The organism is Pseudomonas sp. S8 (assembly GCF_050473925.1).
In the GTDB taxonomy this organism is placed as follows: Bacteria; Pseudomonadota; Gammaproteobacteria; order Pseudomonadales; family Pseudomonadaceae; genus Aquipseudomonas; species Aquipseudomonas parakoreensis.
On sequence record NZ_JBFDVZ010000016.1, the window covers coordinates 646,382 to 666,943 of the forward strand.

The 20,562-nt window shown below is 61.4% G+C and carries 18 protein-coding genes; 6 read left to right on the plus strand and 12 right to left on the minus strand.

Going from position 1 to position 20,562, the window contains the following annotated elements; genetic code table 11:
- Positions 1-8: 8 nt before the first annotated feature.
- From AB1J88_RS04395 to AB1J88_RS04425, 7 genes are all read right to left on the minus strand, one after another.
- Complete coding sequence (locus tag AB1J88_RS04395; protein WP_430290324.1) at positions 9-1,364, minus strand: nucleobase:cation symporter-2 family protein; 1,356 nt, start codon at positions 1,362-1,364, stop codon at positions 9-11.
- Between the two features lie 315 nt (positions 1,365-1,679).
- Positions 1,680-2,720: a CobW family GTP-binding protein gene (locus AB1J88_RS04400; protein ID WP_430290325.1), complete on the minus strand. Its 1,041-nt coding sequence runs from the start codon at positions 2,718-2,720 to the stop codon at positions 1,680-1,682.
- A gap of 102 nt (positions 2,721-2,822) precedes the next feature.
- Positions 2,823-3,452 carry a UbiX family flavin prenyltransferase gene (locus tag AB1J88_RS04405; RefSeq protein WP_430292659.1) on the minus strand — a complete coding sequence of 210 codons (630 nt, stop codon included), beginning with the start codon at positions 3,450-3,452 and terminating at the stop codon, positions 2,823-2,825.
- 11 nt (positions 3,453-3,463) lie between these two features.
- Positions 3,464-4,849, minus strand: coding sequence for a UbiD family decarboxylase (locus AB1J88_RS04410; protein WP_430290326.1), 1,386 nt, complete (start codon positions 4,847-4,849; stop codon positions 3,464-3,466).
- Between the two features lie 246 nt (positions 4,850-5,095).
- Positions 5,096-6,001, minus strand: a complete 906-nt coding sequence (locus tag AB1J88_RS04415) for an amidohydrolase family protein (protein ID WP_003224037.1) — start codon at positions 5,999-6,001, stop codon at positions 5,096-5,098.
- Between the two features lie 4 nt (positions 6,002-6,005).
- Positions 6,006-6,935: an amidohydrolase family protein gene (locus tag AB1J88_RS04420; RefSeq protein WP_086792694.1), complete on the minus strand. Its 930-nt coding sequence runs from the start codon at positions 6,933-6,935 to the stop codon at positions 6,006-6,008.
- A gap of 337 nt (positions 6,936-7,272) precedes the next feature.
- Positions 7,273-8,163 carry a LysR substrate-binding domain-containing protein gene (locus AB1J88_RS04425; RefSeq protein WP_086792696.1) on the minus strand — a complete coding sequence of 297 codons (891 nt, stop codon included), beginning with the start codon at positions 8,161-8,163 and terminating at the stop codon, positions 7,273-7,275.
- A 118-nt stretch (positions 8,164-8,281) separates the two neighbouring features.
- Here AB1J88_RS04425 and AB1J88_RS04430 point away from each other — a divergent pair, with 118 nt between their 5' ends.
- The 5 genes from AB1J88_RS04430 to AB1J88_RS04450 all read left to right on the plus strand — a co-directional run bounded on the left by AB1J88_RS04430 (position 8,282) and on the right by AB1J88_RS04450 (position 13,934).
- Positions 8,282-8,746, plus strand: a complete 465-nt coding sequence (locus tag AB1J88_RS04430) for a (2Fe-2S)-binding protein (protein ID WP_430290327.1) — start codon at positions 8,282-8,284, stop codon at positions 8,744-8,746.
- Positions 8,746-10,959: a molybdopterin cofactor-binding domain-containing protein gene (locus AB1J88_RS04435; protein WP_430290328.1), complete on the plus strand. Its 2,214-nt coding sequence runs from the start codon at positions 8,746-8,748 to the stop codon at positions 10,957-10,959. Before AB1J88_RS04430 ends, AB1J88_RS04435 begins: the two co-directional genes overlap by 1 nt.
- A gap of 6 nt (positions 10,960-10,965) precedes the next feature.
- The gene (locus tag AB1J88_RS04440) at positions 10,966-11,859 is read left to right on the plus strand and encodes a LysR substrate-binding domain-containing protein (protein WP_041073287.1); all 894 of its coding nucleotides are present in this window, start codon (positions 10,966-10,968) and stop codon (positions 11,857-11,859) included.
- Between the two features lie 186 nt (positions 11,860-12,045).
- Positions 12,046-13,542 carry a helix-turn-helix transcriptional regulator gene (locus AB1J88_RS04445; RefSeq protein WP_041073285.1) on the plus strand — a complete coding sequence of 499 codons (1,497 nt, stop codon included), beginning with the start codon at positions 12,046-12,048 and terminating at the stop codon, positions 13,540-13,542.
- Positions 13,543-13,676: 134 nt separating this feature from the next.
- Positions 13,677-13,934: a DUF1652 domain-containing protein gene (locus tag AB1J88_RS04450; protein ID WP_430290329.1), complete on the plus strand. Its 258-nt coding sequence runs from the start codon at positions 13,677-13,679 to the stop codon at positions 13,932-13,934.
- A gap of 1,042 nt (positions 13,935-14,976) precedes the next feature.
- Here the strand turns inward: AB1J88_RS04450 and AB1J88_RS04455 are convergent.
- Positions 14,977-15,744 (minus strand): SDR family oxidoreductase, encoded by a 768-nt coding sequence (locus AB1J88_RS04455; RefSeq protein ID WP_430290330.1) that lies wholly within the window; start codon positions 15,742-15,744, stop codon positions 14,977-14,979.
- Between the two features lie 22 nt (positions 15,745-15,766).
- Positions 15,767-16,834: a phosphotransferase family protein gene (locus tag AB1J88_RS04460; RefSeq protein WP_430290331.1), complete on the minus strand. Its 1,068-nt coding sequence runs from the start codon at positions 16,832-16,834 to the stop codon at positions 15,767-15,769.
- 190 nt (positions 16,835-17,024) lie between these two features.
- On the opposite strand from AB1J88_RS04460, the gene AB1J88_RS04465 reads away from it, so the two are divergent.
- The gene (locus tag AB1J88_RS04465; RefSeq protein WP_007958887.1) at positions 17,025-17,420 is read left to right on the plus strand and encodes a DUF4280 domain-containing protein; all 396 of its coding nucleotides are present in this window, start codon (positions 17,025-17,027) and stop codon (positions 17,418-17,420) included.
- Position 17,421: 1 nt separating this feature from the next.
- On the opposite strand, the gene AB1J88_RS04470 is transcribed toward AB1J88_RS04465, so the two are convergent.
- Genes AB1J88_RS04470 through AB1J88_RS04480 form a run of 3 tightly spaced genes read right to left on the minus strand, consistent with a single transcriptional unit; the run spans position 17,422 to position 20,551 of the window.
- Entirely contained in the window at positions 17,422-17,964 is a 543-nt protein-coding gene (locus AB1J88_RS04470) for a toxin-antitoxin system YwqK family antitoxin (protein WP_041067430.1), read from the minus strand.
- A 12-nt stretch (positions 17,965-17,976) separates the two neighbouring features.
- Positions 17,977-19,986, minus strand: a complete 2,010-nt coding sequence (tssI, locus tag AB1J88_RS04475) for a type VI secretion system tip protein TssI/VgrG (RefSeq protein WP_430290332.1) — start codon at positions 19,984-19,986, stop codon at positions 17,977-17,979.
- Positions 19,987-20,035: 49 nt separating this feature from the next.
- Positions 20,036-20,551 (minus strand): hypothetical protein, encoded by a 516-nt coding sequence (locus AB1J88_RS04480; RefSeq protein ID WP_003224057.1) that lies wholly within the window; start codon positions 20,549-20,551, stop codon positions 20,036-20,038.
- Between the last annotated feature and the right edge of the window lie 11 nt (positions 20,552-20,562).

The window sequence follows — 20,562 nt, forward strand, 5'->3', positions numbered from 1 at the left end:
GGCTCCAGTCAGAGAATGTGCGAGGCGGATTTGCCGGGTGTGGTGTCTGGCACGCTGACGCCGTTGAGCGCCGCGTTGAGCAGCACCGACACCAGGCAGGCGATGACCACGCTGCTGTGCAGGAACGGCTGTGACCACTCGGGCAGTTGTTTGAACAGAGTCGGCGCGAGCACCGGTACCAGCGCGGCGGCGATGGTGAAACCGACGATCAATACGTTGTAGCGATTGCGTTCGTAGTCGACCTTGGCCAGGGTCTGGATACCCGCCGCCGCGACCACGCCGAACATGGCAATGCCGGCACCGCCCAGCGCCGCCGTCGGCATTGAGGCGATGATCGCCCCGGCCTTGGGCACCAGCGCAATCGAACACATCAGCAGGCCGCTGACGGCGACCACCCAACGGCTGCGCACGCCGGTCAGGATCACCAGACCGACGTTTTCCATGAAGGCAATGAACGGGAAAGCAGCGAACATCCCGGCGATGGTGCTGGCCAGGCCGTTGGCGCGCAGGCCGTTGACCACTTGCTGGTCTTCCACCGGTTTGTCGACGATGTCGCCGATGGCCACGAACAGCCCCATCGACTCGACCATCTGCACGATCATCACCACCACCATGGTCGCGATGGGGATCAGGCTGAACGTCGGCAGGCCGAAGTAGAACGGGTAGGGCACGGTCAGCCACGGCGCCTCTTCAACACTGTGGAAATTGCCCATGCCCAGACCGTAGGCCAGACCGGCGCCGACCAACATGCCCACCAGCACCGCCATGTTGCGCAGCAGCGGGCTGCCGTAGCGATTGACCAGCAGAATGGTCAGCAGCACCACCACCGCCACCGCGAGAAAGGCCGGCGCGCCGAAGTTGCTCGCGTTGCGCCCGCCACCGACCCATTCATAGGCGATCGGAAACAGCTGCAAGCCGATCACGGTGACGATGCAACCGGTCACCACCGGCGGGAAAAACCGCCGTAATCGGCCCACGAATGGCGCCATCAGCAGGGTGAAAATCCCGGCACCGATCACCGCGCCGCAGACCCCGGGGAAGCCCACATCGGGGTTGCTGCCGATGGCGATTACCGGGCCGACGCTGCTGAACGCCACACCTTGCAGGATCGGCAGGCGCACGCCGAATTTCCAGAAACCGACGGTCTGCAACAGGGTGGCGATGCCCGAGCAGAACAGCGTGGTACTGATCAGCACTACGGTATCGGCGTGGGACATTTTCAATGCACTGGCAACGATCAACGGCACGGCGATGGCGCCGATGTACGAGACGGCCATGTGTTGCAGGCCGAGGGTGAGCATCTGTCGCACCGGCAAAACGCGGTCGACGGGGTGCACGGTGGAGGAAGGAGTGGCTGACGACATGGGGAATCACCTCTGGCTGTTTTTATGCGGTAGAGAGGGGTATTCGTCTGATGCCTGCTGCAGATCACCTGTTGGAGTGAGCCTTTGTGGTGAGGGGATTTATCCCCGATGGGGTGCGAAGCACCCCCAAAACCTGAACTTGCGGTTTACCAGACAAACCGCATGTGCTGGATTTGCGGCTGCTGCGCAACCGGTCGGGGATAAATCCCCTCGCCACGGGTGACCTCATTACAGGGTTCACTCCACAGATTTCAGTGCCATTGGGCATCAGTCATTCGTGCCCGAAGCCGCCATCCACCGGCTCCGATGCCTTGTTCAGCCTGCGAGGCAGGCGGCAAAGCCCTGGTTCAGCGCCGCGCGGTCCAGGTCACGGCCGATGAACACGATCTTGCTCGAGCGGGGCTCCGTGCCCCAGGCGGTCGAGGCGCGGAACTCCACCAGGCTGTGCACGCCTTGCAGCACGTAGCGCTGGTCTTCGTTGGCCACGGCCAGCACGCCTTTCATGCGATAGAGGTTGTCGGCCTGGGACGAGCGCAGTTCGCTGATCCAGTGGTGGAACGCCATCAGGTTGACCGCACCGTCCACGGCGATGCCCACCGATGACACGCTCGGGTCGTGTTCGTGGTCGGGCTCATCATGGTGGTGTTCATGGTCGTGATGCTCAGGTTCAGCGCCGATTTCCATGAGCTTCTGCGTGCATTCGAAGGCGCCGATGCCGAGGATTTTCGTCAGGTCGATCTGCGCATGAGTGGAGGTCACCAGATCCGCCGTGGCGTTCAAACCACGGATCTTGCCGCGCAGAATGTCCACCTCCTCAGGGCTGACCAGATCGACCTTGTTGATGACGATGCGGTCGGCGCAGACGATCTGATCCACCGCCTGATTGTCGACGCCATCCAGTTGCAGATCCTCCAGGTGTTGGGCGATGTGCTTGGCGTCGACCATGGTCACGATCGCATCGAGTTCGACGTCCTCGGCAATCGGGTCATTGATGAAAAAGCTTTGCGCCACCGGGTACGGGTCGGCCAGCCCGCTGGTCTCGATCAGGATGTGATCGAGGCGCACCGGGCGCGCCACCAGTTCGCGGACGATGCGCACCAGATCCTCACGAACTTCGGCGGTGCAGCACACGCAGCCGTTGACCATTTCGTAGATTTCTTCGGTCTCCGAGCTGAGCACCAGATCGCCGTCGATGCCGACCTCGCCGAACTCGTTCTCGATCACGGCGATCTTGCGTCCGTGGTTTTCCTTGAGGATGTAGTTGAGCAGGGTGGTTTTGCCGGCACCGAGGAAGCCGGTGAGGATGGTCACGGGGATTTTGGTGTTGCGGGTTGGGGCGTTGAAGGGGGTGTTCATCTGGAGCTCCTTTGATTGGCGTTTGTGGCGAGGGGATTTATCCCCGATGGGTCGCGAAGCGGCCCCAAAATCTGCAATTGCGCTGTGTCAGGAAAACCTCATTCACAGGTTTTGCGACTGCTGAGCAGTCGGTCGGGGATAAATCCCCTCACCACAGGTATTCATATCCACATTGGGATTTGGGTGTTCTTTCCAGCGGGTGGCAACCCCGGCATCTAGGCCCAACAGGTCGAGCACTCTGCCCAGACTGTGATCGACCATCTGCGCCAGGCTTTCGGGCCGGGCATAAAACGCCGGCACCGGTGGGGCGATGATCCCGCCCATCTCGGTCACGGCCGTCATGTTGCGCAGGTGGGCGAGGGTCAGCGGGGTTTCGCGGGCCATCAGCACCAAGGTGCGGCGTTCCTTGAGGGTGACGTCGGCGGCGCGGCCGATCAGCCCGGAGGAGGTGCCGGTGGCGATCTCCGCCAGGGTGCGCATCGAACACGGCGCGACCACCATGCCGAGGCAGCGAAACGAACCGCTGGCAATCCCGGCCGCGACGTCATCGGCGCGGTGGTAGTGGCTGGCGAGTGCAGTGACATCGGCCAGTTTGTAGTCGGTCTCGTGGGCCATGGTCAGCAGCGCGGCGCGGCTGATGATCAGGTGGCTTTCGATGTCCAGTTCGGCGAGCAATTGCAGCAGGCGCACGCCGTAGATGAAGCCGGACGCGCCGCTGATGCCGACCACCATCCGCTGACGGTTCACGATGCCAGACCCTTGAGCAATTGCCGGGCACGTTCGAGCACGTCCTGATCGAGCTGCGCCTTGATCCCGTCGAAGCCCGAGCCACGGGTGGCGTCAAGACCCATGCGCGACGTGGTGCCGTTGACCGAGGACGACGGGTCCAGCGGGCTGCCGGGCAAACCGTCGATCATGAACAGGTCCAGATGCGGCTGGAAATGCGTGGCCAGCGCCCACAACACCTGGCTGTCGTCGGTGATCTCAATATCGCTGTCCACCGCGATCACGCTTTTCAGATACGGATCCCAGCCGAGCAGGGCGAGCATGATCTGCCGCGCTTCACCGTCGCGGCTCTGATCCAGCGCCACGTAGCAATGAAAGTGGGTGCCGGAGTTCGGGTAATGCACGGCGGTGACGGCAGGGAAACGTGCCTTGAGCTTCTCGCTCATTTCCGCTTCGCGCGGCAGACGGGCGAGGGTCAGATGCTCGGCGTAGCGGCCGCCCATGACATCGACCAGCCAGGCGTCCTTGCGCCGCAACAAGGTGTCGACGCGCAGCACATTGTTGGTCGAACGATCCGAGGAATAACCGCTGAACTCGCCGAACGGGCCTTCCTCGGCGTAGGCCGTCGGGTCAATGGCGCCTTCGAGAACGAACTCGGCGTATGCCGGGACGCCGATGCCGTAGCGTGGGGTCTTGACCAGTTCCAGCGGTGCGCCGAACAACCCGCCAGCGACAGCGCGCTCATCGGCGCCATACGGTAAACGTGCAGCGGCGGCGAGCATGAACAGCGGATGCGCGCCGACCACCATCGCCACGCGCAATTCTTCACCGCGTTCACGAGCGGTCTGCAGCATTCGCCACAAATGTCCGCGCGAGTGCAGGCTGGTCGCCAGGGACTGGCGGGCGTGGCGCATCGAGCGGTGGTAGCTCATGTTGGCGATGCCGGTCAGCGGGTCCTCGGCGATGATGATCGCGTTGGTGATGTATGGCCCGCGATCGCTGTCGAAGTGCTTGAGCATCGGCAGCAGCGCCAGATCCACGGCTTCGCCTTCGAACACTTCATCAAGCACCGGGCCGCTTTCCACGTAGCGCGGGGCGATGGGCTGGTTGGCGCGGCGCTGGAAGGTTTCGTGCAGTTGTGCAGGCGTTACGCCGAACAACCGCGCGATGCGGGTGCGGGAGGCAAACAGGTTGGTCGCCACCGGCACCTTGAGGCCGCCGACGTTTTCGCAGATCAGCAACGGATCGCGGCCCTGTGCGGCGAGGGCATCGACCAGGGCGGTGATGTCCTGATCGGCAGAAACAGTTTGGGTGATGGTCAGCACATCGTCCGGGTACTCTCGGCGATAGGCATCGATGAACACGTGAAAATCCTGAGAATCGCCGAGCGTCGAACGGGTCATGGTTTCACCTCGTAAAAAGCAGGCACGCAGGGGTGAGAAGGCGTTCGATCGAGCAGCCGTTGGCCTGCCGGTCGAGCAAACGCCGGGTCATCTTCGTGCCTGTAAAGTCGCTGTGTTGCCTCTACTGTTCACTTAGGTGCTGAGGAGATTCCTGTGGCGAGGGCCTTTGTGGTGAGGGGATAAATCCCCTCACCACAGGGTTCCCTTGTGCCCCAGGAATCAGCGTTACCCAGGAATCAGCGTTGCCTAGAGGTACGTGGTCGTCAGGCGAATATCCGCCTCAACCAGATCCTTCGGCGGTGGCGTCGGTTCGATTCCGCACAACCGCGCGATGTTGTTGCCCAGGTAATCTTCGAGATGATCCTCATCGATGCCCAAACCCTGCGGTGCCGGTGAGCACAGCACCTCAAGCTCCCTTAGCCACATGCCCGGTTCGTTCGGCGGCGAGTCGGTGCCGAATACGATCTTGTTGCGCGGCAGTTCCTTGGCGAATTCGACGATCCGTGACTGGAAGCACCAGCCGGATTCGCAGTAAACGTTCGGCGTGTCCATCGCCATCCAGAACGCCTCGAACGAGTAGTTGCCGCCGGTCTGGATGCCGAAGTGGCCGATGATGAAATTGACCATCGGGAACTCGCGGATGATCGGGTAGAACATCGTCGGAATGGTGTACGGGCCGTCGCCGGTATGGATCAGCACCACGATGTTGTACTTGGCGCAGACTTTCATCGCCGGACGCAGCCAGTCCAGCGCCCGATCCGGGCGATAGCCGTGCATGTTGGCGTGCAGCTTGAGCATCTTGAAGCCGTATTCCTTGATGTGGAATTCCAGCTCCGCCGCACCGTTTTCCGGGCCCCAGCGCGGGTTGAAGTTGAAGTTGCCGATGAAGCGGTCCGGGTACTTCACACAGAGTTCGGCGACGTACGACATGTAGTCACGCACGCCTTCGCGGCCCCGGCGGTTGCCGTCGCGATAACCGGTGTTGCCCGGTGGCGGCTGGATAAAACCCATATCGATGCGGCGTGGCTTGCCGTTGATCATGTACGGGCCGTCCATCAGCTTGAGCATGCGCTCGCCGGTGAACGGTTCGCCGGTGTGGCGCCAGGCCTCGTCGACCAGGTTGGTGGGGTGCAGATGGGTGTCGATGATCATCGGTTCAGCTCCTGGCCAGTTGCGTGGTGACGGGGCGCTTGAGTTGCGCCTCTGCTTCGGAAACGGAACGCGGCGGCGGGGTCGGTTCGAGGCCGATCATCCGCGCGGTGTTGTTGCCCAGGTACTCTTCGAGCGTGTCCTCGTCGAGGTTCAGGCCTTGCGGCGGTTCGTGGCACAGCACTTCGAGCAGGCGCAGCCACATGCCCGGTTCGTTCGGCGGGGTGTCGGTGCCGAACAGGATCTTGTGCGTCGGCAGCACCTTGGCGAACTCGACGATCCGCGATTGCAGGCACCAGCCCGATTCGCAGTACACGTTGGGCAGCTCCATCGCCCATTGCATCGGTTCGAACACGTAGACGCCGCCGGTCTGCACGCCGAAGTGGGCCATGATGAAATTCACGTTGGGGAATTCCTTGATCATCGGCACCCACTCCGAGGGGATGCTGTACGGCCCGTCGCCGGTGTGCAGCTTGACCGGAATGCCCAGCTCGGCGCATTTCTCGAAGCACGGGCGCACCCAGTCCAGTGCACGATCAGGCCGGTAGGCGTGCATGTTGGCCTGCATCTGCACCATCTTGAAACCGTGTTGCTTGACGTAGCGCTCGATCGCCTCGACGCCGTTTTCCACGCCGCAGCGCGGGTTGTAGACGAAGCAGCCGATGAAACGATCGGGGTAGGTCTGCACCATTTTCAGGGTGTAGGCCATGTAGGCGTCGATGGATTCGCGGCCCGAGAGTTCGCCGTCGGTCCAGGTGTAAATGGTGTTGCCCTGCGGCGGCTGGATGAAGGCTTTGTCGATCCGGCGAGGCTTGCCGTTGACCATGTACGGGCCATCCATCATCTCCAGCAGACGCTCGCCGGTGAACGGGTCACCGTCATGCCTCCAGGCGAGGTCCACGAGATCCGTGGGATAGCAGCTGATATCGATGATCATTGAAGTCGATCTCCTGATAGCGGGGAAGGGAGCCTTGCGGCTCTCGGCATCCACGCCCCGGGCTATCGGCCATTTCTATGCGCAGGTCTCGCGCATTCCCTCGCCTGTTCGCATCCGGCCCGGGTGGGTGGTTGCTGAGGGCGAGTATTGGAAAGGGGGGAGGGGTTCGTACAATATTAATTGGACGCGGTGGTGATACTTGTTCGATATGGTTTGGGTTTTAGGGTGAATGTGCCGACGCCATCGCTGGCAAGCCAGCTCCCACAGTGATCGAAGTGTTGATCCGATCTGTGTCACACCACAAAAACCTGTGGGAGCTGGCTTGCCAGCGATGGCGTCAAGTTTGTGTACGCAGGGCCAACTGTTTGATGGCTTCAACCACCGGCGCCACCCGCTCAGCCTGCCCATGCGGCCACACCGCGTAGAGGTTGTAATGCGCAGCAATCTGCGCCTCGTTCAACGCCACCAGCCGCCCACTGCGCAATGCATCGGCGGCGAGCAAACCGCGTACCAGCCCGGCACCAACCCCGGCTTCGGCAGCCGCAATCAGGTTGGCCGCATTATCGAAAATCACCCGCGCCGCTGGCTCCACCGGGGGCATTCCGGCCGCATCCAGCCACGGAATCCACGAGCGTCGCGTATAGCCCAACAGCGGCAATTCAAGGATCTGCGCCGGGCTCAACGGCAACTGCAAACCACAGCGCTCAAGCAACGCCGGCGAAGCCACCGCCAGCACCCGATCGCCGCAGATCTGTGTCATCTCGCAGTCATCCCAATCGCCATAGCCGTAACGCAACGCCAGATCCACCCGCTCGAAGCTGCTGCGATCACTGCGCGGCATCGACAGCAGCGTCACCTCGTAATCCGGCAGTCCGTCGAGCAATTCCGGCAGGCGCGGATTGAGCCAGCTCTGCGCCAGTTCACTGTCCACATCCAGGGTCAGGCGCTGCGCCACGCTGCGGTTTTTCACCGAGGACAGGGCCCGGTCGATCTGCGCCAGCCCGTCCGCCAGCACGCTAGCAAACAACTGCCCGGCATCGGTGAGGTTGCTGCCGCCGCCTTCACGCACGAACAACGGCTGGCCGATGAAGTCTTCGAGGGCGCGGATCTGCTGGCTGATCGCGCTGTGCGTCAGGTCGAGCTTGCGCGCCGCACTGGAAAAACTGCCGCTGCGCGCCGCGTGGATAAACGCACTCATGGACTGCACCGACGGGTATCGCTTGTACATGTTGTTAGTCCTGCTTACAGCGGTTGGCAGAAATCGTCGCTGGCCGCGGTTTGCCCGGGGTTCCAATAATCGGTCACCAGGCCCGCACAAAGACGGGCCGCTCTTTTGGAGCCTGACAATGATCGCATTCACGGTTAACGGCGAACGACGCGAGCTGGATGAAGCGTCCCCCTCCATGCCCTTGTTATGGGTACTGCGTGACCAACTGAAACTCACCGGCACCAAATTCGGTTGCGGCATGGGCCTGTGCGGTGCCTGCACCGTGCATCTGGACGGCGTCGCAGTGCGTTCCTGCCAGTTGCCGCTGGCCGCCGTCGCGGGCCACAGCATCACCACCATCGAAGGCTTGTCGCCGAGCGAGAGTCATCCGCTGCAACTGGCCTGGGTCGCCGAAGATGTGCCGCAATGCGGCTACTGTCAATCCGGGCAGATCATGTCCGCCGCCGCGCTGCTCAACACTGGCGCGGCAGTGACCGACGATTCGATCCGCAATGCGATGACCGGCAATATCTGCCGTTGCGGCACTTACGCGCGGATCAACAAAGCGATCAAGCGCGCGGCGAACGCGCCGAAGGAGGCGTGATGAGCCTGCGCGACGACACCTTGCTCGAACCGTCACGCCGGGACTTTCTCAAGCAAGCGGCGACGGTGGCTTCGGGCCTGGCGATTGCCTTGTATCTGCCCTCCGGCAGCGCCGCCAGCGACCCGAAAGCTCCGGCGCCGGCCACCGAATTCGAGCCCAACGCCTGGGTGCGGATCTTCCCCGACGGCACGGTAAAACTGGTGGTGCACAAGCACGATTCCGGCACTGGCACGCAAACGGCGCTGGCCGCGTGCGTGGCCGAAGAGCTGGATGTGAACCCGATGACCGTGCAGGTCATCACCCCGGAAGATCCGTTCTTCGAGACCTACATTCACCCGGTCTGGAAAGTCTTTTCCACCGGCGGCAGCACCAGTGTGTCGCTGGAATACGAGCGCTTGCGCATGGCCGGGGCCACGGCGCGGGCGCTGTTGATCACGGCGGCAGCGCAGCAATGGAAAGTCAGCCCGGACAGCTGCAGCACCGAAGAAGGTCGGGTGGTTCATTTGCCCAGCAAACGCAGCCTCGGCTACGGCGAACTGGTCTGGGAGGCGGCGCGTCTGCCGGCACCGGCCCACGTCACCCTGAAAGATCCGGCGCAGTTCAAATACATCGGCAAACTGCGCCACAAGCGCGATGCCGCGGCCAAGGTCTGCGGACGCTTCAAGTACAGCATCGACGTGCAGTTGCCGGGAATGCTGGTGGCGGTGATTCAGCGCGCGCCGGTCGTCGGGGCGAAAGTCGTCAGCGTGGATTCGGCGGCGGCATTGCAGGTGCCGGGCGTGCGCCAGGTGCTTGCAGTCCCCGGGCGCCCGGACGTGCTCGGCGGTAATCTGGAAGGCGTCGCGGTGCTGGCCGAGACGTTCTGGGCGGCGCAGCAGGGGCGCAAAGTGCTGGAGATCAAATGGAGCGATTCGCCGCTGGCCGGTTTCGACAGCGCGGAACTGGGCAAAGCGCAAGCGGCCGCTATTTCCGACCCGAAAAGCCAGACCATCAAAGCCATGACGCATGGCGATGTTGACACGCAATGGTCGCACGCGGCGCAGCTGATCGAAGCCGATTACCACATGCCGTACAAAGTGCAGAACCCGCTGGAACCGATCTGCATCACCGCACAGGTCAAGGACAACGCGATCACCTATTGGGGCGGCGTGCAGGTGCCGTCGTCGGCGCTGGAAGCCGCGCAAAGGGTCTGCGGCCTCGCCAAGGACAAGGTCACCATCAACGAGCTTGTGTCCGGCGGCAGCTTCGGTGCGCGGGAGGCCAAATACTGGTTGTTCGAGGTGGCGTATCTGGCGCAACAGACCGGCGTGCCGGTGAAGTTGCTCAACAGTCGCGAAGATGAAATGCACGCACTGTTCAATCACCCGGCGACGCTGCACCGGGTCAAAGGCGCGCTGGATGCCCAAGGCAAACTCGGCGCGCTGCAACTGCACGCGGTGTCACCGGCCTCGCCGGAGCAGTGGGAGCCGGGCTATTTCGAACGCCCGGATCACATGGATTACAGCACCACCGAAGCGATCACCGCATGGGACTTCGCCTACCGTCCGCCGCATCTGCAGTTGAACTGGGTCAAGCACGAAAGCCAGGTGCCCAGCGGCTGGTATCGCTCGGTGAGCTTCATTCCCAACGTGTTCGCCATCGAAAGCTTCATGGACGAACTGGCCCACGCGGCGAGCGCCGATCCGTTGGCCTTCAGGCTGGCGAACATGCAGGAACGGCCACGGCATGTGGCGGTGCTCAAACAGGCTGCCGAACGCGCCGGATGGGGCCAGCCGTTGCCGCCCGGCACCGCGCTGGGCATTGCGACCTTTCAGGGTTACAGCAGTTTTATCGCCGTGGTGGCGCGGGTCGCGACGGTCGATGGCAAACCGAAAGTCGAGAAGCTGACCTGTGTGGTCGACTGCGGTCTGGCCGTGTCGCCCGGCGGCGTCGAGGAGCAGATCTACGGCGGCCTGATGTGGGGCCTCGGTCATGCGTTGTTCGACCGGCTCGACATCCAACAGGGCAGGGTGGTGCAGAGCAATTTTCACGACTACCGCGTGACCCGCATGTCGGACATGCCGGCCACCGATATCGTGGTGCTGGATGGCGAGCCGGGCAAACCCGGTGGCGTCGGCGAGTTGGGCAGTCCGTCGGTGGCCCCCGCGATCGCCAACGCTTTGTTTGCGTTGACCGGCGTGCGCCAGCGGTCGACACCGCTGAGCCTGGGGTAAGCCGCCATGGACCTGCGCCTGCTGCGGTACTTCATGGCCCTGGCCGATGAGTTGCATTTCGGTCGGGCTGCGGAGCGGCTGCACATTTGTCAGCCGCCGCTGAGCCAGCAGATCCGTCTGCTGGAGGAGGAGTTGGGCACGCCGCTGTTCGAGCGCAGTCATCACAGGGTCGAGCTGACAGCCGCGGGGCAGATGCTCAAGGAGCAGGCGCCGCTGGTGTTCGAACAACTGGAACGGGCGCTGGACCTGACCCGCCAGACCGGGCGCGGGCAACTCGGCGAACTGGAAATCGGCATGATCAGTTCGGTGATGGTCGGCGTGCTGCCCAAGGCCCTGCACCTGTTTCGTGAGCGCTATCCGCAGGTGAACTGGCGCCTGCATGAAATGACCCCGGCGGCGCAGGTCAAGGCATTGAAAGAGAAACGTATCGACGCCTGCGTGTTTCGGGTCGGTTATGACGATCCGTTGCTGCGTAACGAGTTGCTGATCTACGAACCGATTCATGTGGTGATGCCGGCCGATCATCCGCTGGCCAGTCGCGAGCTGCTGGCTCCGGCGGATCTGGCGCAGGAACCGTTCGTTGCGCTGGAACTGAAGCAGTCGCGGTTTGCCAACTTCCTTTATCAGTGCTGCGTTCAGGCCGGGTTCACCCCGCAGATCCGACAGCAGGTGATCGAAGTGCAGACGCTGCTCAGCCTGGTGCGCGCCGGGTTCGGGGTGGCGCTGTTGCCGGCTTCGATCGAGCAACTGGCGCCGGCAGGGCTGGTGTTTCGCAAGCTGACGCCGGCGCTGCCGGAAGTGCCGCTGTACGCGACTTACCGCGCCGACGATGCTTCGCCGGTGCTCAGGCTGTTTCTCGATACGTTGCGCGAGCTGGTGGAAACCTCAGATCAACCTTGATCCCTTGTGGGAGCGAGCTTGCTCGCGAAGGCGGTGTGTCAGCCGACAGATTATTTGAAAGAACTACCGTATTCGCGAGCAAGCTCGCTCCGACAGGGGACTGTGGTGGGGCGCACATTTATGTTCGGCACGATCACGAACGCCTGCGGTCGTAATCTTCACACGCGCATTCCCTGTGGAGATCCAATGAGCCAGGAAGTCCTGACCACTGAAACCAATCGTCGCCAGTTGCAGCAGATTATCGCCGGGCTGTCCGATGGGGTGATTCTGCTGGAGCTCGATCAGAGCATCCTCTGGGCCAACGAGGCAGCACTGGCCATGCACGGTGTCAGCCGGATCGGCGAGCTGGGCACTAATGCCGATGAGTATGCCAAGCGTTTCACGCTGCGTTATCGCAACAACCACCTGTTGCCGCCCGAGAACTATCCGATCAGCCGCGTCGCACGCTGTGAGGTATTCAGCGACCTGTTGGTCGAGATGTCTGCCATGGATGACCCGGAACGCGTCTGGGTGCACAGTGTGCGCAGCATGGTACTGACCGACCGCGAAGGGCAGCCGGAGTCGCTGGTGCTGATCATGAGCGACGTCACCGATTGGGCCAATGCCGAGCAGCGTTTCGAAAAGACCTTCAATGCCAACCCGGCGCCGGCGGTGATCTGCCGCCTCAGCGACTTGCGTTACATCAAGGTTAATCCGGGATTTCTAGAGATGACCGGTTACACCCGCGACCAGGTGATCGGTACCTCGGCCTATGAAATCGATGTCTTCGATCAGGCTGAGAAAAAGGATCTGGCGATTCAGCGCCTGCGCGATGTGGCGACCATTCCGCAGATGCAGGCTCAACTGCGCCTGCCCGATGGCGGCAGCAAGCAAGTGATCGTCGCCGGGCAACCGTTGGTGCTCAATGATGAGGATTGCATGCTGTTTTCCTTCGTCGACATGGAACTGCGGCACAAGGCGGAAGTGGCGCTGCGTCAGAGTGAGGAACGCTTCGCCAAGGCGTTTCGCCTGACCCCGGTGCCGATTCTGATCTGCAGTGCTGACGAGCAGCAGGTGATTGATGTCAATCAGGCGTTCCTCGACACCCTCGCCTACGACAGCGACGAGGTGGTGGGCAAAACCGTGACCCAGCTGCATTTCATCGATGACGATGGTGCGCGGGCCCGGCTGCTGAACGCCCTGGCCAAAAGCGGTCGGATTGATCGGGTCGACGTCCGCGTGCGCAGGAAGGATGCAGAGCTGCTGGAGTGCGCGGTGTCGGCTGACACCGTGAACATTCAGGACACGCCATGCTATCTGCTGGTGCTGATGGACATCACCGAACGCAAGCGCACCGAGTTGGAGTTGGTGGCGGCGATCGAAGAGGTGATGAAGGATGCTTCGTGGTTCAGCCGGACGCTGATCGAAAAACTGGCGAATGTGAAGAAGGTCAACTCGCCGCAGCTGCCGAGCGTGTCGTTCACTGATCTGACGGCGCGTGAGCGCGACGTGCTGGGGCTGATCTGCGAGGGGTTGGCCGACAAGGAGATCGCCGCCCGGTTGAAGCTGGCACCCAATACCGTGCGTAATCATGTAGCGACGGTGTACTCCAAGCTTGATGTACACAGTCGCAGCGAGGCGATTGTCTGGGCGCGGGAGCGTGGTCTGTTTTCTGGCGAGCGCGGCGCGAAGGGTCAGCGGTAGGTGCAAATGCACTAGCTGATGCGGTGCAAATGCAGGTTCTGGTGAGATAGGGCAGTTCTTAGTCTGGTGGGGTGCGATACAAGCCTGTTGGCTTGGGATCGTCTCCCTTCGAAACAGCTAAAGGAACAAGCTCCATGATGAATCTTGCGCAGTTGCGCGCCAGCCTTGAGCAGAGTTTTTCGCCACTGGCGTGCGAGTGTTCAGTGGATGGGGATCATTCGCTGACGGTGAAGTTGTATCACCGGGAGTCGGGACAGGTGGATCTGGTGATCAGCGGGTTGAAACTCAATGCGTTGCGAACGCCGGAGGCTGTGGCGGGGTTGATTGATGAGTTGCGGTATGAGTTGGAGAGTAATTCTTTGCGGGCTGCTCGGGATCCGGATATGGCTTAGGGTTTTAGGGGGGGTGGGTGTATATCCGTTGCTGAGGTAACGGCCTCCTATGGTTCCGCCCTTACGGCGGGTCACTTTGGCAAACGCCCCAAAGTAACCAAAGGGCTTTACCCTGACGTTCGGCCCTCGCTTGGGCTCGGGTTCCTTCGCTCCGGGATTCATCCGGGGGGCAGCGCCTACGGTTTGCTTCGCTGCACCTCCTCTCGCTGTGTTTGGCTGCGCCAAACGGTCGCTGCGCTCCCACCCCCGGATAAATCCCTCCACTCAGCCTGCCGACGGGCCCTCAGATCAAAGGCGGTACTCGAGCTAACGCTCATTGTGTTGAGTGGGGCGGCTTCGCCGCATGGGGTGTGCACGAATAAAGTTGTGGGAGCTGGCTTGCCAGCGATGGTGGCCTGACAGCCGACCAATGTCTAACTGATGACACCCGATCCCCGTGTGGGAGCTGGCTTGCCAGCGATGGCGGCCTTCCGGTCAATAAATTTCTTGCTGAGGTAACCCGCCCTCACAGAGTTTGCTCTCCACAAAATCGACAGCCAATTCCCTCATCTCCCTCCATTTCACTGGCGCTTGCAGGGTGGTCGGCTATAAAGAATGAGTGGTCAGGTCTTCCGTCATCCGCGGTATTCGTGCGCGATCGCGGAAGTGGCTCTTTCATTCACCGCGGGTCGTCCTATGAATAATCCTGGGAATCGCGTGTATCTGCCGTTGTCGCTGGCTTTCTCTGTCGCGCTATTGAGCGGCTGCGCCAGTCCTCCGCCACCGCCTCCTGCTGCACCGCCACCACCGCCGGTGCGTACCTGTCAGACCCTGGAAAACACTCAGGTGTCGGGCGATATGTATGTTGACGAGCAGGTCACTCGGCATATCACCACCACCCGATGTGTCACGCAGTAGCGTGGGGCGGCTTTGCTGGCGGTGCATAAGGTCATTGCCTGAGCTCAATCCTGTGTAGGAGCTGCCGAAGGCTGCGATCTTTTGATCTTGATCTTCAAAGTCAAAGATCGCAGCCTTCGGCAGCTCCTGCACAGGCAAGTCTGGTTCAGGACAGGAACCCACCGTCCACATTCAGCGCAACCCCGGTGGTGTAGCTCGACGCATCACTGGCCAGGTACAACACCGCACCGGCCATTTCACTCGGATCGGCTACGCGCTTGAGCGGGATCTGCGTCAGCGCCTGCTTGAGGATCGCATCGTTTTTTACCAGCGCCGAAGCAAACTTGGTGTCGGTCAGGCCCGGCAGCAGCGCGTTGCAGCGAATGCCGAACTGTGCGCATTCCTTGGCGAAGACTTTGGTCATGTTGATCACCGCCGCCTTGGTCACCGAGTAGATGCCCTGGAAGATCCCCGGTGAGATACCGTTGATCGACGCGACGTTGATGATGCTCCCGCCACCGTTTTCGCGCATCAGCTTGCCGGCTTCTACCGACATGAAGAAGTAGCCGCGGATGTTCACGTCGACGGTCTTCTGGAATGCGCTCAGGTCGGTGTCCAGCACGTTGCAGAACTGCGGGTTGGTCGCGGCGTTGTTCACCAGGATATCGAGGCGGCCGAACTGTTCCTTGATCCCGGCGAATACCTGGCTGATCTGTTCCATTTCACCGATGTGGCAGGCCACGGCGGTGGCTTTGCCGCCAGCGGCGATGATCGCGTCGGCGACATGCTGGCAACTTTCGAGCTTGCGGCTCGAGACGATCACATGGGCGCCTTGCTGGGCCAGCAGTTTGGCGATGGCTTCACCGATGCCGCGGCTGGCGCCGGAGACGAAGGCGATTTTGCCGTCGAGGTCGAACAACTGAGTCTTGGACATGGGGGTTCCTTGGTGTGGGCCGTCAGAGGCTCGATTTCGCAATGACCTGCAGGCTCATGTGCTCCAGCAGTTTGTTCATGTGAATGAACTGCGCGAAGCGTTTGTCCTGGGTCTGGCCGTGGTAGAAGCGGTAGTAGATCTGCTGCACGATGCCGGCCAGACGGAACAGGCCGTAGGTGTAGTAGAAGTCGAAATTGTCGATGCGGATGCCCGAGCGCTCGGCGTAGTAATCGACGAACTCGCGGCGAGTCAGCATGCCCGGGGCGTGGCTCGGCTGGCGGCGCATCAGTTGCACGGGGGCCGGGTCATCGGCCTGAATCCAGTAGGCGAGGGTGTTGCCCAGGTCCATCAGCGGATCGCCGAGGGTGGTCAGTTCCCAGTCGAGCACGCCGATGATCTGCATCGGGTTGTTCGGGTCGAGGATCACGTTGTCGAAACGGAAGTCGTTATGGACGATGCTTGAGGTCGGATGGTCGGCCGGCATCTTGTCATTGAGCCAGGCCTTGACCTTTTCCCAGTGCGGCGCATCCGGGGTCAGGGCTTTTTCGTAACGTTCGCTCCAGCCCTTGATCTGACGGGCGACGTAGCCTTCCGGCTTGCCCAGATCGCCGAGGCCGCAGGCGTTGTAGTCAACCCGGTGCAGTTCGACGAAACGGTCGATGAAGCTCTTGCACAGTGCTTCGGTCCTGGCTGCATCGAGGCCCAGTTCTGGCGGCAGGTCGGAGCGCAGGATGATGCCCTTGACCCGCTCCATTACATAGAACTCGGCACCGATCACCGACTCGTCGGTGCAGTGCACGTAGGCTTTCGGGCAGTAGGGGAAACCGTCGCGCAGTTGATTGAGGATGCGGAATTCGCGGCCCATGTCATGGGCGGATTTGGCCTTGTGGCCGAACGGCGGACGGCGCAGGACAAATTCCTGGTCCGGGTATTCCAGCAGGTACGTCAGGTTCGACGCGCCGCCGGGAAACTGGCTGATCTGCGGCGTGCCGGTCAGGCCCGGAATGTGCGCCTTGAGGTACGGGTCGATCAGGCTGGCATCGAGTTCTTCGCCAGAGCGGATACGGGTGGACTGGTCAGTAAGCGCCATGCTTATCCCTTCTGCTTATTTTGGAGGCCAGACATCATTGGCTAATCTAATGGCGCACCAGGGCGGCCACAAGCGCGCAGCGGTCTTATAGGTTAGCGTGTTGCAGGATAATCACCTTTGGAAATGTGCGCGGCGGGCCACAGCAGGCTAAGGTTTAGCGGGTATGCCATGTTCGGCAAGGAGCTTTGAAATGGGCTGCCCGCAAGTCTGTGCCAGCGCCACTCTGCAATGCAGTTTCGGCGCCGCCCCGGCAGTGCTCAACGTGCTGCCGGTCAATCGCACGCTGACCGGAGGGATGCCGGCGGCGAACATCATGGATCATATTCCGCTGGTCAACGTCACCACGTTCGGCATGTGCATGAGCATGGCCAATCCGATGGTCGCCGCTGCCACTGCTGCTGCGCTGGGCGTATTGACGCCGATGCCGTGCATTCCCGCCACCGCCACGCCGTGGATCCCCGGCGGTGCACCGACCCTGCTGCTGGGCGGGATGCCGGCGATCGATGCCAACAGCACGTTGATGTGCAACTGGGCGGGGGTGATCAAGATCGTGATGCCGGGGCAGATGCAGATGTTGATTCCCTGAGTCAGGCCTGCTGCGGATCCGTCCACTTGCGAAACCACCAACGCACCCGGGAAATCGGTTTGCCATCGGCATCCAGTGGCCGCCCGTCCTCGGCAAATCCCTGTTCCGGCTCCATCAGTTGCCCATTCAGATAACGCGCATCCACCGCCGGTTTGCCGTTGGGATGAAAGCGCTGATAACGCCCCTCGCGCACGCCGTCGCGATAGAACTCGGCCTCCGCCACTTGCCCGTCGGGAAAGTAATTGAACGCCTCGCCATGCAACAGGCCGCGCCGATAGGATGCCTTGCGCTGCAACCAGCCCTCAGGCGCATAAAAACTGGCGACGCCTTGCAGCTTGTCGCGCACGAACGGCATCTGCGCCGAAACCTTGCCGTTGGGGTGGTAGAGCAGGGACGTGCCCTGCAATTGGCCCTGGCTGTAATTCAGGTCTGCCTGTTGGCGACCGTCATCCTTGATATTCAACGGACCGTCGAGCTGGCCGTCCTTCAATCGTCCTTTGAGGTGTTTGTCATCCTGCTGCAAATCCAGCGGTGTGATCGCCATGGCGACTCCTTGTCAGTTGACCTGCACCAGCCCGCCCTTGATGGTCAGCATGCCGCCACCGTCCACGGTCTGTGAGGCCGCGCCCTTGTTGGTCAGGCTGATGCCGGCATCGTTGGTCAGCGTCGTTCCGGCCTTGTTGTCCAGCGAAGTACCGGCCTGGTTGGTCATGGCCGTGCCGGCCTTCTGTGTGATCGAAGTGCTGGCCGAGGTCGCCAGATCGGCGCCGCTCTTGATCGTGAAACTGCCACCGCTTTGCAGGGTCAAGGTGCCGCTGACCTTGATGGTCAGGTTGCCGTCCACCGTCAGGCTGTAGTCGCCGGTGACCTTGTCGGTGTAGTTGCCGCCTGTGCTGTGGTTCTGGTCGGCACCGACTTTTACCGTGCGACTGTCCTTCACATCGAGGCTGTCGCTGCCGGTCTGAATCGTCACGCTGCGTTTACCTTTTTCCAGGGTCACGGTCTCGTCGCCGTCCTTGACCGTGCGGGTGCGGGCGTTCTGCACCGTGAGGGTTTCGTCGTGGCCGACGGTGGCGGTGGTGTCGTTGAGCACGTTGATCTTCAGGTCTTTCTGCGCCTGCAGAAACACCTCCTCAGCGTCCTTCTTGTCCTCGAAACGCAGCTCGTTGAAACCGCCGCCACCCTTGGACGATTGTGTCTTGATGCCGGACTGGGTCTGGTTGGCCGGCAGCGCGTAGGGCAGGGCGTTATCGCCGTTGTACACGCAGCCGGTCACCAGCGGCCGGTCCGGATCGCCGTCGATAAAGGTCACGATGACTTCCTGGCCGATGCGCGGCACAAACTGCATGCCAAACCCCTTGCCGCTCCATGGCAACACCACGCGCACCCAGCAGGAGCTGGTTTCGTCGTTCTTGCCGTCGCGATCCCAGGGAAACTGCAATTTGATCCGACCGTATTCGTCGGTCCAGATTTCCTCGCCGGACTTGCCCACGACGATCGCGGTCTGCGGATGCATGCGCGGTTTCGGTGTGGAGCGGGGCGGGCGGAACGGCGTGGCTTTGGGGATGGCTTCGAAGCGATTGCGATAGCTTTCGTGGCTGGCGTCGTGGGTGACCCGCGTGACGACCCAATCGATGTTCAGGCTTTCGTCTTCGTGGCCGTCGAGGGTGAACCAATGGCCGGGGATCAGCCAGCGGCAGTCGCTCTCGCCAACAAAACGTTTCTCTTCACTGCGCAGGCCGTCGACCCGCTGTTTGGTCAATGCATCACCCCGGGCCTTGGCGTTGTAACCACCCGGATGTTCATAGATGGAACGCGGCCCGGCGACCGCTTCGGCCTGGCCGAAGAGTGAAGTGGTCGGCGTGGTGAACTCGTAATCCGTCGCCTTGTACACGCCGGCCACGGCTTGCAGGCACACCTGGCCCGAGCGGATACCGTGCAACTCGCGCTCACCCATTTGCTGGCCCAGATACTTGACTTTCGGGCCGTTGGGGATTTGTACGAAGGCGTCGTTGCTGTCGCCCAGCACCAGCGTGTGCTTGCCTTCCTCATGGGTGAAAAACCAGAAGATGCCTTCCTCTTCCAGTAGCCGTGAGACGAAGGCGAAGTCGGTCTCGCCGTACTGCACGCAATATTCGCGGGGCGTGTAGCTGCCAGTCAGCGAGAGTTTTAAATCGGTGAAGCCGTGGGCCTTGAAGATCGTGGTGACGATGTCCGAGGTGGCGAGGTTCTGGAATACGCGGTTGTTGCTGGCGAGGGTCAACCACCAGAGCCAGGGCCTTAATACCAGCTGATAGCGTTCGGCAGTTGCGTCGGCCGGCAGTTGGCGGATCTCGGCGACCAAAGCGTCGAACGGGCGAAGCTGAGCGTCGTTGTGCAGGGTTGTGGTGACGTGGCTGGCGATGGCGGTGGTCAGGGTGAGGGAGATGCCGTCGTTGAGGCCGTTGAGGGTTTGCGAACAGAGCGAGTTGAGGGCTTCTTCACCGGACAACCACTCAGGGTAAAGCGCCGACAGTGCGGCGGCGGTCAACGAAAGCGTTGCGTTACTGTCGGTGGCACGAGGCATTGGGCGGCCTTGATGAGGTGGTTGCAGCGTTCATGAAGCGGATTCGGTTCTAAAGAGAATTAAAGTTCAAATTGGGCATCATCGACATCACTGCCTCCATGTCACTTTGTTTTCGGAACTGCTTCCATAACCCAGGGAAATGGTCGTTGGCAGGCTGTAGCCAATTAAACAGAGGGCTTTTATAAAAGCAGGTACCGTCACTGACGGCTTGTTGCGGCAGATCCCGAGTCGTGCCCCATACAATGGCGTTGGGCCTTAGGTTCGCCAAGCCTTGAGCAATAGGTTGAAGTTCACCAATACTAATATGTGTTTCTCCAACTTCGCAGGCTGCGAGCACAATAAAGCAACTACCGCAATTGCCGATCATGTTGTGCAAGCCGGTATGTCTGTCCATTTTTACCATGGTGCTGCCGTGGCCAATAATAATTAGCATTCCTCCAAAGGCATCTCTCCAGCCGAGACTCGTCGGGGCAATCAGATCGCAAATGCCAGAGTATTTTGCCCACAGCTTTTTTGCTGCTTTCTTTCCGTCCTCATCGATGTAAGTCAGTAGTGTGTCTTTCATGTTTGCTGGCT